This is a genomic window from Hydrogenophaga crassostreae, assembly GCF_001761385.1.
Taxonomy (GTDB): Bacteria; Pseudomonadota; Gammaproteobacteria; order Burkholderiales; family Burkholderiaceae_C; genus Hydrogenophaga; species Hydrogenophaga crassostreae.
In genome coordinates this window covers 2,246,182-2,260,385 of sequence record NZ_CP017476.1, presented here as the reverse complement: position 1 = coordinate 2,260,385, position 14,204 = coordinate 2,246,182, and the positions used below count along the sequence as shown (strand labels likewise).

The following is a 14,204-nucleotide window of genomic DNA, read 5'->3' as shown; positions in this document are numbered from 1 at the left end:
TGCTCAGCGTTTGATCCCCATGGCAGACAGCATTTGCTCGCTGTTCTTCTGCATTTGCTCCTGCATTTGCGTGAAAGCAGTGCGTGACTGCTCCATATAGGTGCCCATCATGCCTTGCATCAGGGGTGATTTCGCATTGGTGAACTGTTTCCAGACATCGGGATTCAACCCGTCGGTCTGTTCGGACATCTTGTGCTGCAGATCCATGAACATCTGCACGTTCTTTTCAAGATACGAACCCATGAAATCTTGCATGGAGTGCCCATAGAAGCGAATGATGTTCGCCAATACCTGCTCGGTGAATATCGGCACGCCGGCCGTTTCCTCTTCCAGAATGATCTGCAACAGGATGCTGCGGGTGAGATCGTCATTGGATTTGGCATCGCGCACCACAAAGCGCTCGTTGCTCATCACCAGCGTTTTCACCTCCGCAAGGGTAATGTAGGACGAGCTGTCGGTGTCGTACAAGCGACGATTCGGGTACTTTTTGATGACGCGTACCGCGCCTCCATCAGCCTTGGGGGCGCCATCAGCTTCAGCCTTGCTCTTTTGCACAGTGGAACTTTCAAAGAAAAATAGAGCCCCGCGAGGCCAAGCCAAGCAACGGACGTTGTTGGACATTGTAGAAAGCTGACACCACCTGAGGCGGCAGGGCTTTCCCTGTGCCAGTCCAACAGTCTATAGATCTGGCAAAAAGCGGCACAGTTGTGAACCACATGGGCACACAAAAGCCATGAAAAAAGGGCCCGACAAATGTCTGGCCCTTGACTGTTTCGAACGAGATTTGGTAGGCGCGATTGGACTCGAACCAACGACCCCCACCATGTCAAGGTGGTGCTCTAACCAGCTGAGCTACGCGCCTACAAACTGTCCGAAGCCTCGCAGTATATCAGCTAATTTGTGCTTTTTGAAAGAGGCTCTCACTTTCTGCGAACGCTGCGCACGCCAGCGACATCAGCCGCCACCGCCATGGCCCTCGCCACATGGCGTGCATCGGTCAGTTCCACCGTAAAGGTCATCCATGCAATGCCCTTGACCGATTGCGATTGCACGCCAATCACATTCATTTTTTCGCGTGCGAACACCTCGGAAAGGTCTCGCAGCAAGCCTTGGCGGTCGATCGCCTCCACGCCCACATCAACGGGGTACACCGGCGCCAGGCCGTCGCGCACCGCAGAAGACGCTCCGCTCCACTGCACCTCAATGATCCGGTCCGGGCATTTCTGAAGGAGGTGAACAAAATCAGTGCAATCGGTCCTGTGCACACTCACCCCCTTGCCTCGGGTCACAAAACCACCGATGTCATCCGGCGGCGCAGGCTTGCAGCATTTGGCCAACTGCGTCATTAGGGAATCCACCCCGACCACGAGCACACCCCCCTGCGGGCGCCCTGACGATTTGCGTGGTTTCTTGAGCCAGGGCAACTCAGCGGTCGCCTGAACCGGCTCCACCGGGCGCAGGTGATTCTCAATGGCGCGCAGTGACAACTCATCTTTGCCCACCTGCTCGAACAGTTCGCTGGCAGAGTCCAGACCCAGCGCCGTGGCGAGGTCCTCCAGCTTCAGCGCCGTTCGACCTTCGCGCTGCAACAGTTTTTCCACGGCTTCACGCCCCTTCGCCACCGTCTCTTCCAGGGCCAGGGCATTGAACCAGGCTCTGACCTTGCTCTTTGCGCGGTGGCTGACCAGAAAGCCCAGCTCGCCATTGAGCCAGTCACGGGATGGGCCGCCTTCCTTGGCCGCGATGATTTCGACGGTCTGGCCATTTTGCAGGGGGGTATTGAGCGTGACCATCGCCCCATCCACCCGCGCACCACGGCAGCGATGGCCCAGGTTGGTGTGGACCGTATAGGCAAAATCCACTGCGGTCGCGCCTTGGGGCAGCTCGACGATGGCCGCATCGGGCGTGAGAACATAAATGCGGTCGTCAAAGAGCCCCTGGGCGCTGCCACTCAGATCCCGCTCCCAGGCCAGAAGCTGGCGCAACACGGCGATCTTGGCGTCGTATTCCGAACTGGCCGACACCCCCCCATAACCTTTCACCCCCGCTTCCTTGTAAGCCCAGTGCGCAGCCACACCATGTTCGGCGTGATCGTGCATGGCCTGTGAGCGAATCTGGATCTCAAACGCCCGACCCTGCTCGTCGCGCACCACCGTGTGCAGCGACTGATAGCCGTTGGCTTTGGGTTTGGCGATGTAGTCATCGAACTCTTCTGGCACCGGGGTGAAATTCGCGTGAACCCAGGCAAGCACCCCATAACAATCGTTGGACTGGGGAACCACCACGCGCAGTGCCCGGATGTCAAACACCTGCTCAAAATCAAGCGACTTGCCACGCATCTTCTTGACGATGCTGTAGATATGCTTCGGACGTCCCTGCACCGAAGCCCGGATGCCTTGCTGCAGCAATGCGGCCTCCAAACCGTGGCGAACCTGCTCCACGTGCAGCTCCCGCTCGACCCGCTTCTCATCGAGCATCCGTGCGATGTCTTTGTAGGTCTGCGGCTCAAGAAAGCGGAAAGAGAGGTCTTCCATTTCCCACTTGACTTGCCAAATACCGAGCCGGTTGGCCAGGGGTGCGAACACCTGCAGCGATTCACTCGCCAGGGCTTCACCCGGATCGCCTTTGCTCTGTGCGAAATACCTCAGCGTCTGCAGACGCGATGCCAATCGCAGCATCACCACGCGCATGTCCCGCGAGAACGCGAGCAGCATCTTTCGCACGTTTTCCGTCTGACTGGCCGCAAGTTCAGACACTGGCGCCTTGCCCGACGCCGGCAGAGGCAAGGCCAGTTCTTGCGCCGCCTGCCGCTCTTCTACCTTCTTTGCCTGGACCTGCGCAGCCTTGGTCCGGGCCTGGCGTTGCAGTTGCACCAGTTTGGTGGTCTCCATCGCCAGCGCTGCAAACGGCGTGCCAAAAGCCTTGGTAATCACCTCAAGCGGCCGATTCAAATGCTGGCAGGCATACACCAAATAGGAAGCCGCCTGCATGGCCTCAGAACCGCCGATACCGCGCAGAATATCGGCGACCGCGTCCGCATGCTCCAGCGTGTTTTCGCCCGTATCCAACTCTTCGGCTGCGAGCAAAGGTTCAGCAAAAGCTCGGGCCCGGGCCAAAGCCTGCACCTGGTGGGGCAAGCTGTCAGCGGTCGCTGCCACGATCGCTGAAGGCTGTTCATGCCCGACAGGTGGCTCAACTGCGCCAGATGGCGTTTCGATCAGGCTGCTCATCGCATCACTCTGGTCGTCATGGTGCCCAGACAAACTTTCTCACCGCATCAATCTGATCGGGAGCGACAAGGGTCGGTGCGTGCCCCACACCTTCAAACTCGACGCATTGCGCCTTGGGGCCGCGAATGGCCATCGCCGCCGCTGTCTCTTTTGACAACAGGTCGGATTGCGCACCACGCAACAACAAGGTTGGCGAAGTGATTGCATCGTAAAAACTCCAGATCGTGGCCTCACCAGCCTTCGCCATCGCTTCACCGTCTTTGGCCTGGGTCAAGGCTTTGAACGGTTCGGCCAGCGCGGGGTCGTAGTGCAGCCACCAACGCCCTTCGCGCTCGCGCAACATGGGTCGCGACAATGCCAGCCATTGTTCAGCGGTATGCGGGCCAAACCCGGTGGAAATGGACGCCATGTAGTCGGCGCCCGCCTGCTCGCTGTCAAACGAAGGATTCAGGCCCAAATAGGTGCCGATACGCAGCAAGGACTCCCATTGAATCGACGGCCCCACATCATTCAGAACGAGTCGGCGTATGTTCATGGCTTTTTGCGGCACCACGCCCATGCCAATCAAGCCGCCCATGCTGGTGCCCACCCAGTCAATCACCGCGTTGGGCGATTCCGAGCGAACCTGCAGGATCAGCGCAGCCAGATCGCCTGCATAGGTTGGCACTTGATACTGCATGGGGTCTGCCAGCCAATCGCTGTGCCCTCGCCCGGCCACGTCGACCGCCAACACCCGCGAGCGCTCACTAAGCGAACTGGCCAATTCGTCGAAATCTCGCCCCTGACGAGACAAACCATGCACGCAAACCACCACATGCGGCACCGCCGCACTTTGTTGCGCAGGCCAGTCCCAGTAAGCCATTCGGCGCTCGCCGCCTTTGGCTGGCGCGGCGCCCGGAACGGAAACATAGCGCAATGTGGGCGATGGTGGGCTTAGGGGCATGGTGATCTGTCCGTGATAATCAAAGCAACGTTTGCAAGCTATCCTAATGGAACAGGAGTCCACCCATGTTGAAGAATAAGACCGCACTCATTACCGGATCCACCAGTGGCATCGGTCTGGGCATCGCCAAAGCGCTGGCCGCCAAAGGCGCCAACATCGTGCTGAACGGCTTTGGCGACACAGAAACGCCGCAAAAAGAAATCGCCGCGCTCGGTGCAAAGGTGGCTTACCACGGAGCGGACATGAGCAAGCCCGCCGAAATCGAGGCGATGATGGCCTTCGCCGCTGAGAAATTTGGTCAAGTTGATATCCTCGTGAACAACGCCGGAATCCAGCATGTGGCCCGCATCGAGGACTTCCCCATAGAGAAATGGGACGCCATCATGGCCATCAACCTCTCCAGCGCCTTTCATGCCACCCGGCTGGCGCTGCCTTCCATGCAAAAGGCCAACTGGGGTCGCATCATCAACGTAGCCTCGGTGCATGGCCTGGTGGCTTCCGCAGAAAAGTCGGCCTATGTGGCAGCCAAACATGCCGTGGTGGGACTGACCAAAGTCACAGCCCTGGAAAACGCGACCAGCGGCATCACTTGCAACGCAATTTGCCCCGGTTGGGTACTGACGCCCTTGGTGCAAAAACAGGTTGATGCCAAGGCCGCAACCATGGGTTTGTCAGACCAGGATGCGAAAAAGCAGCTGCTGAGCGAAAAGGAACCTTCACTGCAATTCACCACACCAGAAGAACTGGGCGAGCTTGCGGTGTTTTTCTGCTCCGCTGCAGGCAACAATGTGCGCGGCGTGGCCTGGAACATGGACGGTGGCTGGACCGCGCAGTAAGGCATTCAGCAACAGATAGAGAAGAAGAGGCCCGCAACATGGGCCTCTTTTTTTGTCCAACGCGATGAAAGGCGGAGATCACTTCAAGCAGACGGTGCCAGACACACTGACCGTCACCCGGCTGATGCCTGGTTCCATCGCCACAGCTTTCGGGACGCTCGAAAACGACTTGGACTCCATGGCCATGGCCGTCTGCCGCATGGGCATATCGCCACCTTCATCTGCCGATGAAACGTTGACCTCCCGCAACTGGAAACCATTGAAACCGAAACCTTTGGCGACTTCTTTTGCACGGGCCTGGAAGCGATCGATCGCCAGAGCCTGCACATCGGACTCCAGCTTCTGTTGCGTCTCGCGCGAGAGGGAAAAGCCCATATTTGCGATCGCCATCGTCTGGATCTTTCCGGCCGCATTCGCTATGCGCGTGAAATCCCGCCCTTCCAGCACCAAGTCAGCATTGCCTTGCCAGCCACTGATCTTGCCGCTTTTGTCATAGCGCGGATATACCCCGAAAGCCCCGCTGCGCGCCTGCATCTGTTGATTGGGCGCCACCGCAATACGGGCGACGGCCATGGCACTGTCAAGCGCCTGACGCAATTGGGATTGCACCACGGCAGCGTCTTCCCCTTCCCGACTGGTACTCATGCGCAGCGTCAGCCAGTCTTGTGGGACTTCAAGAAACCCACTCGCGGAAAGACTGACCACATTGGTCGCTGGATTAGGTTGATCACGGGATTCGCCCTGTGCCGCCACTGCTGTGCAGCCCAAGAGCACGGCAGTGATCCAGGCCCGCAATCCCATAGGATCGCGCGCCAAAAGATGTTGTCGAGGGTTGATGTGCAAGTTCATTGCCATTTAGGAGACCTTGGTTGAGGAGAGTGAGTGAGAAGGGATGTTTCCACCCTTTGCCGAAGTGCTGTGCATCTAATCACGCCGAATTCGACTGCATTGTGCCAGCGACGCAAAATATGTAACACCCTGTCATTTTCATAAAAATGTTGTGCATCAAAGGCTTATGGGTGTCACAATCATAAAAGTTACATTTTTTGAAGAGCAATTGAAATTCATATTAGGGTTTACCCTAATGCTTTACCCAGCCATCGCATCGCCATCAACCACGCTTGAAGGCTCACGGCACTCCCAGCCAACCCAAGGAGACTTGTCACCATGTCACAAAGCAACAATCCCCGTCCAAACAAAATACTGGTCGTGGACGACGACGTCCGCATCCGGGATCTTCTTCGCCGCTATCTGATGCAAGAGGGTTTTGAAGTCATCCTGGCTGAAGACGGAAAAGCGCTCAACCGGGTGCTGCAGCGCGATTCCGTGGATTTGATCGTGCTCGATCTGATGATGCCAGGCGAAGATGGCTTGTCTATTTGTCGCCGACTTCGAGCCAACTCCGACCGCACTCCGATCATCATGCTCACCGCCAAGAGCGAAGACGTGGACCGCATCGTAGGCCTGGAAGTTGGTGCAGATGACTATCTGGGTAAACCCTTCAACCCGCGCGAGCTGCTGGCGCGAATTCACGCTGTCTTGCGCCGTCGCCCACCCACAGAAGTACCGGGTGCACCATCTCAGGACGCCGAAACAGTCACATTTGGTCCCTTTGAGTTCGACCTGAGCCTGCGCACGCTGCGCAAAGACGGGGCCGAGTTGCCATTGACCACGGGTGAATTTGCCATGCTCAAAGCCCTGGTTCGCCATCCCCGCCAACCTCTGTCGCGCGAAAAACTGGCCCAGTTGGCTCGCGGCCGCGAATTTGAACCCTTTGACCGCAGCCTGGATGTGCAGGTATCGCGTCTTCGCAAGCTGATTGAAGAGGACGCTGCTTCACCACGCTACTTGCAAACCGTCTGGGGTGTCGGCTACGTCTTTGTACCCGACGGGGCGGCCTGATGAGTGAGGCATCTCAAATCGGGAGCCACGACTCCCGCGACCTGGACGAGACGCGCGCACCTTTTGAAACGGGCCCAGCCTCGCTTGAAACCGTTCCAGCGTCTCTGGAATCGCGCCCTCCTCGCGAAGTCAGCCTCTTCTGGCGCACTTTCTTCCTGCTGAGCCTGCTGCTGCTGGGGTGCATTCTGGCCTGGTTGCAGACCTTTCGGGCTCTGGAGTTCAATCCGCGTTCGCTGCAAAGCGCTCGCCAACTGGCTTCGATGGTCAACCTCAGTCGCGCGGCGCTGGTGAACTCCGACTCCATTGCCCGCGTCTCGCTCGTCAAGACCCTGGCCGATGAGGAAGGGGTTCGCATCGCCCCACGTGAACCGGGGGACATGTATCGCCCCTATAACGAAGACTCGCTCAGCCGCCGCACATCCGAGTTGCTCCAGGAGCGCCTGGGCGATAACACCATCATTGCGCGCGAAGTGAACAACAAAGAGGGCCTCTGGATCGGACTGAACATCGGAAACGATCCCTACTGGCTGCAAATTGATCCTTCACGCATTGAACTGGTTGCCGGCACCACCTGGCTGATCTGGCTTGGCACAGCGGCACTGGTATCGCTGGCTGGCGCAGCCCTTATCGCTCGCCTGATCAACCGGCCTTTAAAAAGTCTCTCCTTCGCCGCCAACCGGGTGCGCGAAGGCGACTTTCAGGCCAGCCAATTGAACGAGTCGGTCGCCACCAGCGAAATACGCCAGGTCAACATTGGTTTCAATCGCATGGCGCAGAAGCTCAGCAAAATTGAGAATGATCGCGCCCTTATGCTGGCGGGCATCTCGCACGACCTTCGCACGCCATTGGCACGCCTCAGACTGGAAACCGAGATGAGCGTGGACAACCTGGAAGCCCGCGAACATATGTCGGCTGACATCGAACAGGTCAATGCCATCATTGACAAGTTTCTCGACTATGCAAGACCCGACCACCTTGAAGCCTCGCGCGTCAGCCTGAACGAAGTGATGGAAGCGGCGATTTTTGCGATGGGCAATCCGCCTGATGTGATCGTGAAATGCGTGATCCCTGAAAAAACCGTCGTCATGGGCGATGCGGTGGAGTTGCACCGGGTCTTTTCCAACCTGCTGGAAAATGCCCAGCGCTACGGCAAGGATCCGATCACGGCCGTCGTGCGCATCGATATCGCTGCAAAAACCAAAGACGGTTCGGTCCTGATCAAGTTGCGCGACCATGGAAGCGGCGTCAGCACCGAGATGCTGGAGCAACTCACCCAGCCATTCTTCCGGGGCGACGCCTCTCGCAGTTCTGCCACCGGAACCGGACTGGGTCTGGCGATCGTGGAGCGCGCCATCGCGCGCATGGGCGGGCGCTTTGCCCTGGCCAACAGCAGCACCGGCGGCCTCTCGGCCCACATGAAGTTGCCGCTGGCAAAGTAGCCAGAATCAGGCGCGGGCAATGAGCAACACCACCGCCCGCGCCTCCATCGCCAGCCCCTGCCCCACCGGGCCCAGCTTTTCAGCCGTCTTGGCTTTCACGTTCACCTGGCCAACCGCCACACCCAGCACCGCCGCGATGCGCTCGCACATGGCTGAAATGTGAGGCGCCAGCTTGGGCGCCTGCGCGATAACGGTCGCGTCCAGATTGCCCAGTTCGTAACCTGCCGCGCGCACGCGCTTCATCGCCTCGGCCAGCAACACCGCCGAGTCTGCGCCTTTGAAGTCCGGATCGGTATCAGGAAAATGGCGCCCGATGTCGCCCAGACCCACCGCGCCGAACAGCGCATCGGTGATCGCATGCAGCAAGGCATCGGCATCGGAATGGCCCATGAGGCCCATGGTGTGCGGCACCTGCACACCGCCGAGCATCAGTGGACGGCCGGGCACCAGGATGTGGGTGTCCCAACCCTCGCCCACGCGAAAGGGCAAAACGGGCGACGACGTCATGAACGGCTCCTCAGGATGGCTTCGGCGAGCGCGAAGTCTTCAGGGTAGGTGACTTTGAAATTCTGGGCGCTGCCCGGCACCAGCCTGGGCGCAAAACCGGCCATCTCCATGGCGCTGGCTTCATCGGTGACGCCAGCGAAGCCAGATGCCGCTTGCGCCTGCAGGGCTTCGAGCAAAGGCCCGATGCGAAACATCTGCGGCGTTTGCGCCAGCCATTTGTCTGAGCGGTCCAGCGTGGCCGATACGCGGCCATCGCTTTCCGCCTTCAAGGTGTCGGGCAACTTCAGCGCCAGCAGCCCGCCAACAGAGTCTTCTGCGCAGACTTTGATCAGGGACTCGATCTGTTCAGACGTCACCAGGCAACGCGCGGCGTCGTGCACAAGCACCCAGTCGGTTGCCAGGGCGCCGGTCTCCAGCAGCGCCGTCAAACCATTGCGCACGCTCTCGGCTCGGGAGGCCCCGCCGCAAGGTCGCAAGCGAACGTCCGGATGGTCGATGCTCAAAAACCGGTCATCGGGCGCCACCACGAGCAGCACCTGTGCGATGCGCGCCACGGCACTGAAGGCTGCCAAGGTGTGCAACACCATCGGCATGCCATCGACTTCCTGGTATTGCTTGGGCTGTGCCGTGCCCGCACGCGACCCCGAGCCAGCGCAAGGCAACAGGGCAAAACAACGGGGACTGGCATCAGAGGTCAATGGGTGGGTCTCAAGCGGCGGGAAGGGCCTCATTCTAAAATCAAGGTGCAACACCCCCGGTTTCAGCAAACCGGGGGTTTTCGTATTGGCCCATACCGTGGCCCGCGCACCAGAGAAACCCGCTGATGGACCTGCCCAAGCTCAACCCCGGCAAACGCTATACCCTGCCCCGCCCCAGCGGCTCGGCCGACGCGCTCATGCTCGCCCAGCTCGCCCAGCGCGACAAAGGCCAGGGCCGCCTGACCGCCATCGTCACCTCTGACGCCTCGGATGCCCAGCGCCTGATCGACGAGATGGGTTTTTTCGCACCGGATCTGCGCATCGCCCTGTTCCCCGACTGGGAAACCCTGCCCTACGACGGCTTCTCGCCACACCAGGACCTCATCTCAGAGCGCCTGGCCACGCTCTGGCGCATCCACACCCGCGGCCAGGCCCAACACAGCGAAGGCAGCGCCGACGTGGTGCTCGTGCCCGCCACCACCGCGCTCTACCGGTTGGCCCCGCCCGCCTTCCTCGCCGGCTACACCTTCCATTTCAAGGTCAAACAAAAGCTCGACGAAGCCAAACTGAAAAGCCAGCTCACCCTGGCCGGCTACCAGCATGTGACCCAGGTGGTCAGTCCGGGCGAATACGCGGTGCGCGGCGGCCTGATCGACCTGTTCCCCATGGGCTCGCTCGTGCCCTTCCGGGTCGACCTGTTCGACGACGAGATCGACAGCATCCGCACCTTCGACCCCGACAGCCAGCGCAGCCTGTATCCGGTGCCCGAAGTGCGCCTGCTGCCCGGCCGCGAATTCCCGATGGACGATGCGGCGCGGGCCAAATTCCGCAGCCGTTGGCGCGAGTTGCTGGAGGGTGACCCGACCAAGAGCCGCATCTACAAAGACGTGGGCAACGGCGTGGCCACCGCCGGTATCGAGTACTACCTGCCGCTGTTCTTCGAAGAAACCGCCACAGTGTTCGACTACCTGGGCGATGCGGCCACCGTCGTTTTGCACGGTGACCTCGAACCCGCCTTCCAGCGTTTCTGGCAAGACACGCAAGACCGGTACAAAATTGTGCGCACCGATCCGGAGCGCCCCGCATTGCCGCCCGAATCGCTGTTCCTGAGCGCCGAACAGTTCTACAGCCAGGCCAATGCCCATGCGCAGCTCGCCGTGAGGAGCCATGCCCCCACGCTCCCCGCTGCGCGTGGTTCGCTGCCCCCCGAGGGGGCGCCCACCAGCATGGGGCGTCCCGGCGCTGGGGCACCTCTGGAAGACGTGGCCGACAATGCCTTCGCGCAAAAGCTGGGCGACCTCTCGGTGGTGCGCGGCGCAGAAGACCCGCTCAGCCGCCTGCAAGCCCACATCCGCAACACGGCGCACCGCATCCTGATCCTGGCCGAAAGCGAGGGCCGGCGGGAAAGCCTGCTGGATTTCCTGCGCGCCAGCGGCCTGAACCCACCCGCCTTTGATTCGCTGACCGAATTCCGGGACAGCATCGAGAAGGTCGGCATCGCCACCGCTGCGTTGACGGTCGGTTTTTCTTCGGTCGAAGACGGCATCGACTTCGTCACCGAAACCGAACTGTTTGCCGCAGGCCCCTCGGCGCGTCGTCGCCGCAAGCAGGAGCAGGTCAGCGATGTCGATGCGCTGATCAAGGACCTGTCCGAGCTCAACGTGGGCGACCCGGTGGTGCACAACGCGCACGGCATCGGCCGCTACCGCGGACTGATCAACATGGACATGGGCGACAAAAACCCCGACGGTTCGCCCGCATTGATGGAATTCCTGCACCTGGAATACGCCGACAAGGCCGTGCTCTATGTGCCCGTGAGCCAGTTGCAGCTGATTGGCCGCTACACCGGTGTCTCAGCCGACGAAGCGCCCATGCACAAGCTGGGCAGCGGACAATGGGAAAAGGCCAAGCGCCGCGCAGCCGAACAGGTGCGCGACGCAGCCGCCGAACTGCTCAACATCTACGCCCGCCGGGCCGCGCGCGTGGGCCATGCCTTCCGCTATTCGGCGCAGGACTACGAAACCTTCGCCAACGATTTTGGTTTCGATGAAACGGCCGACCAGAACGCCGCCATCCACGCCGTCATTCAAGACATGATCAGCCCGCAACCCATGGACCGGCTGGTCTGCGGCGATGTGGGCTTTGGCAAAACCGAGGTGGCCTTGCGCGCGGCCTTCGTGGCCGTGACCGGTGGCCGGCAGGTGGCCTTCCTCGCGCCGACCACGCTGCTGGCCGAGCAGCACTTCCAGACGCTGGTGGACCGCTTCGCCAAGTGGCCTGTGAAGATCGCCGAGATGAGCCGCTTCCGCTCCCAAAAGGAAATCACCGCCGCGCTCAAGGGCGTGGCCGACGGCACGGTGGACATCGTGGTCGGTACCCACAAGCTGCTCAGCGAAAAGACCAAATTCAAAGACCTGGGCCTGCTCATCATCGACGAGGAACACCGGTTTGGTGTGCGCCACAAAGAGCAGATGAAACAGCTGCGCGCCGAAGTGGATGTGCTCACCCTCACCGCCACGCCGATTCCCCGCACGCTGGGCATGGCCCTGGAAGGCCTGCGCGATCTGAGCGTGATCGCCACCGCGCCACAGCGCCGTCTGGCCATCAAGACTTTTGTGCGCTCGGAAAACAACGGCGTGATCCGCGAAGCCGTGTTGCGCGAACTCAAGCGCGGCGGACAGGTTTACTTCCTGCACAACGAAGTCGAGACCATCGAGAACCGCAAACAGAAGCTGGAAGAAATCCTGCCCGAAGCGCGCATTGCAATTGCCCATGGCCAGATGCCGGAGCGCGATCTGGAGCGGGTGATGCGCGATTTTGTGGCGCAGCGCTTCAACGTGTTGCTTTGCTCAACCATCATCGAAACCGGTATCGACGTGCCCACCGCCAACACCATCGTGATGGCACGGGCCGACAAGTTTGGCCTGGCGCAGCTGCACCAGTTGCGCGGCCGCGTGGGCCGCAGCCACCACCAAGCCTATGCCTACCTGATGGTGCCCGACATCGAAGGCCTGACCAAACAGGCGGCCCAGCGGCTGGACGCCATTCAGCAAATGGAGGAACTGGGCAGTGGCTTCTACCTCGCCATGCACGATCTGGAGATTCGCGGCGCCGGCGAAGTGCTGGGCGAAAACCAGAGCGGCAACATGCTGGAAGTGGGCTTCCAGCTCTACAACGAAATGCTGAGCGAAGCCGTGGCCTCGCTCAAGGCGGGGCGCGAGCCTGACCTGCTTTCGCCGCTCAGCGTCACGACCGACATCAACCTGCATGCCCCCGCCCTGCTGCCCAACGACTACTGCGGCGATGTGCACCTGCGTCTGTCCTTTTACAAGAAGCTGGCCACGGCGAAAACCACCGACCAGGTGGACGGCCTGCTGGAAGAAATCGTGGACCGTTTCGGCAAGCTGCCCGCGCAGGCGCAGACGCTCATCGACGTGCACCGCCTGCGGGTGCTCAGCGCCCCCTACGGCGTGATCAAGGTCGACGCGGCGCCCGGGGTGACCAACATCACCTTCAAGGCCAACCCGCCCGTCGAACCGATGAAGATCATCGAGCTGATCCAGAAGAATCGCCACATCAAACTGGCGGGCAATGAAAAGCTGCGCATCGAACGGGAGCTGCCCGAGGTCAAAGACCGGGTGCTGCTGGTGCGCGATGTATTGCGCAATCTTGGGCAACCGGTGAAAGTGGCCGCACCTGCAACCACCTGACCCCCGCACCGCGCCCTCTCAACCAGCGACTTTCCGCGCTGGCGGACAGCCGTCGATGTCAAGGCCCGTCGGCCATGTTGCCACGCCCGATGGCGATCACCATTCTCCTGTTCGTGGCCTGCACCTTTGCAGCCAGCCACGTGGTGGTGCGCTTCGCCTTTGACAATGGGGCCGGGCTCCTGCTCGCCATACCGAAGAGCGCTGGCATCACAGGGCTCTTCCTGGCCGGACTGCTGTTGTGGCAACGGCCCCCCGGCGAGCACGCCCGGATGGCGTTTGCTGTTGGGCCTGTTCATTGCGGGGCAAAGTCTCTGCCTGTATTGCGCCGTGGCACGCCTCCCGGTGGCGCTGGCGCTGCTCACCTGGACTTTGATGGGCCATGGCCCTGCCGGGTCGGCGCCATCATGGGCCTGATCCTGGAGGACCTGGTGCTGGTGCTCGATCTGCCCACCCGGTTGACTGGAATGGACAGCAGCGACCCGGTCTGGCGGGCCGGTGTGGCCGATACGGTGCCTGGCGGCCGGAACCTGCGCAACAACAGAGCAGGCTGGCTCGGGCTGTGCCCGCTGATGGTGGTGTACGGCAGCGCCATCAGCGGCCTCTTCGTCAGCATGCAGCGCCTGAATATGGCGGGAAAAGCGCCGGTGATGAACATGGAACCGGTGGCATCGCTTTTGCTCGCCTGGTCGCCGCCCGGGCAAACACTGGCCCCGATCCAGAAGATGGGCGGTGCCGTGGTGCTCAACGGCATTGCCTGGCTGGCCAAAGACCGTAGCGACCTGCGTGGCGGCCGGTGGTCTGGCCCACGGTCCTGCACGCTGTTGAGCCAGATCAAAAAACGATGCACCCGGGTCCCATCTTTACAAATGGTTGACGCAACAGAACCTTTTCTTCAAACACGCAGAAGAAGATATGTTTTGTAACCAAATACCCAACCAC

The 14,204-nt window shown here is 60.7% G+C and carries 11 protein-coding genes and 1 tRNA gene; 5 read left to right on the top strand and 7 right to left on the bottom strand.

Annotated elements, in window-relative coordinates:
* Positions 1 to 3 precede the first annotated feature (3 nt).
* The 4 genes from phaR to LPB072_RS10440 all read right to left on the bottom strand — a co-directional run bounded on the left by phaR (position 4) and on the right by LPB072_RS10440 (position 4,173).
* Positions 4 to 555 (bottom strand): polyhydroxyalkanoate synthesis repressor PhaR, encoded by a 552-nt coding sequence (gene phaR, locus LPB072_RS10455; RefSeq protein ID WP_066087851.1) that lies wholly within the window; start codon positions 553 to 555, stop codon positions 4 to 6.
* A gap of 230 nt (positions 556 to 785) precedes the next feature.
* A tRNA-Val gene (locus tag LPB072_RS10450) sits at positions 786 to 862 on the bottom strand.
* Between the two features lie 58 nt (positions 863 to 920).
* Complete coding sequence (locus LPB072_RS10445; RefSeq protein WP_082876809.1) at positions 921 to 3,230, bottom strand: RelA/SpoT family protein; 2,310 nt, start codon at positions 3,228 to 3,230, stop codon at positions 921 to 923.
* Between the two features lie 16 nt (positions 3,231 to 3,246).
* On the bottom strand, positions 3,247 to 4,173 hold the full coding sequence (locus LPB072_RS10440) for an alpha/beta fold hydrolase (RefSeq protein ID WP_066087857.1): 927 nt from the start codon (positions 4,171 to 4,173) through the stop codon (positions 3,247 to 3,249).
* Positions 4,174 to 4,238: 65 nt separating this feature from the next.
* On the opposite strand from LPB072_RS10440, the gene LPB072_RS10435 reads away from it, so the two are divergent.
* Entirely contained in the window at positions 4,239 to 5,009 is a 771-nt protein-coding gene (locus tag LPB072_RS10435) for a 3-hydroxybutyrate dehydrogenase (protein ID WP_066087860.1), read from the top strand.
* Positions 5,010 to 5,087: 78 nt separating this feature from the next.
* Here the strand turns inward: LPB072_RS10435 and LPB072_RS10430 are convergent, their stop codons facing one another.
* A complete protein-coding gene (locus tag LPB072_RS10430; protein ID WP_231943483.1) occupies positions 5,088 to 5,864 on the bottom strand; it encodes an SIMPL domain-containing protein in 777 nt (258 codons plus the stop codon).
* Between the two features lie 312 nt (positions 5,865 to 6,176).
* Here LPB072_RS10430 and ompR point away from each other — a divergent pair, with 312 nt between their 5' ends.
* Together ompR and LPB072_RS10420 are read left to right on the top strand one after the other, a co-directional pair.
* On the top strand, positions 6,177 to 6,911 hold the full coding sequence (ompR, locus tag LPB072_RS10425) for an osmolarity response regulator transcription factor OmpR (RefSeq protein ID WP_066087865.1): 735 nt from the start codon (positions 6,177 to 6,179) through the stop codon (positions 6,909 to 6,911).
* Positions 6,911 to 8,350: a sensor histidine kinase gene (locus LPB072_RS10420; RefSeq protein ID WP_082876810.1), complete on the top strand. Its 1,440-nt coding sequence runs from the start codon at positions 6,911 to 6,913 to the stop codon at positions 8,348 to 8,350. The genes ompR and LPB072_RS10420 overlap by 1 nt, the downstream gene beginning before the upstream one ends.
* Before the next feature lie 6 nt (positions 8,351 to 8,356).
* On the opposite strand, the gene ispF is transcribed toward LPB072_RS10420, so the two are convergent.
* Both ispF and ispD read right to left on the bottom strand, forming a co-directional pair.
* Complete coding sequence (gene ispF, locus LPB072_RS10415) at positions 8,357 to 8,857, bottom strand: 2-C-methyl-D-erythritol 2,4-cyclodiphosphate synthase (protein ID WP_066087867.1); 501 nt, start codon at positions 8,855 to 8,857, stop codon at positions 8,357 to 8,359.
* Positions 8,854 to 9,588 carry a 2-C-methyl-D-erythritol 4-phosphate cytidylyltransferase gene (gene ispD, locus LPB072_RS10410; RefSeq protein ID WP_066087871.1) on the bottom strand — a complete coding sequence of 245 codons (735 nt, stop codon included), beginning with the start codon at positions 9,586 to 9,588 and terminating at the stop codon, positions 8,854 to 8,856. The genes ispF and ispD overlap by 4 nt, the downstream gene beginning before the upstream one ends.
* 92 nt (positions 9,589 to 9,680) lie before the next feature.
* Here ispD and mfd point away from each other — a divergent pair, with 92 nt between their 5' ends.
* Both mfd and LPB072_RS10400 read left to right on the top strand, forming a co-directional pair.
* Complete coding sequence (gene mfd / locus LPB072_RS10405; protein WP_066087874.1) at positions 9,681 to 13,265, top strand: transcription-repair coupling factor; 3,585 nt, start codon at positions 9,681 to 9,683, stop codon at positions 13,263 to 13,265.
* A gap of 74 nt (positions 13,266 to 13,339) precedes the next feature.
* Positions 13,340 to 14,188, top strand: a complete 849-nt coding sequence (locus LPB072_RS10400) for a hypothetical protein (RefSeq protein ID WP_197508937.1) — start codon at positions 13,340 to 13,342, stop codon at positions 14,186 to 14,188.
* Positions 14,189 to 14,204 lie beyond the last annotated feature (16 nt).

Excerpts from the sequence above, each read along its gene's own strand:
- ispF (WP_066087867.1), bottom strand. The coding sequence starts at position 8,857 with ATGACGTCGTCGCCCGTTTTGCCCTTTCGCGTGGGCGAGGGTTGGGAC.
- LPB072_RS10440 (WP_066087857.1), bottom strand. The coding sequence starts at position 4,173 with ATGCCCCTAAGCCCACCATCGCCCACATTGCGCTATGTTTCCGTTCCG.
- LPB072_RS10430 (WP_231943483.1), bottom strand. The coding sequence starts at position 5,864 with ATGGCAATGAACTTGCACATCAACCCTCGACAACATCTTTTGGCGCGC.
- LPB072_RS10400 (WP_197508937.1), top strand. The coding sequence starts at position 13,340 with ATGTTGCCACGCCCGATGGCGATCACCATTCTCCTGTTCGTGGCCTGC.
- LPB072_RS10420 (WP_082876810.1), top strand. The coding sequence starts at position 6,911 with ATGAGTGAGGCATCTCAAATCGGGAGCCACGACTCCCGCGACCTGGAC.
- ompR (WP_066087865.1), top strand. The coding sequence starts at position 6,177 with ATGTCACAAAGCAACAATCCCCGTCCAAACAAAATACTGGTCGTGGAC.
- ispD (WP_066087871.1), bottom strand. The coding sequence starts at position 9,588 with ATGAGGCCCTTCCCGCCGCTTGAGACCCACCCATTGACCTCTGATGCC.
- mfd (WP_066087874.1), top strand. The coding sequence starts at position 9,681 with ATGGACCTGCCCAAGCTCAACCCCGGCAAACGCTATACCCTGCCCCGC.
- LPB072_RS10435 (WP_066087860.1), top strand. The coding sequence starts at position 4,239 with ATGTTGAAGAATAAGACCGCACTCATTACCGGATCCACCAGTGGCATC.
- LPB072_RS10445 (WP_082876809.1), bottom strand. The coding sequence starts at position 3,230 with ATGAGCAGCCTGATCGAAACGCCATCTGGCGCAGTTGAGCCACCTGTC.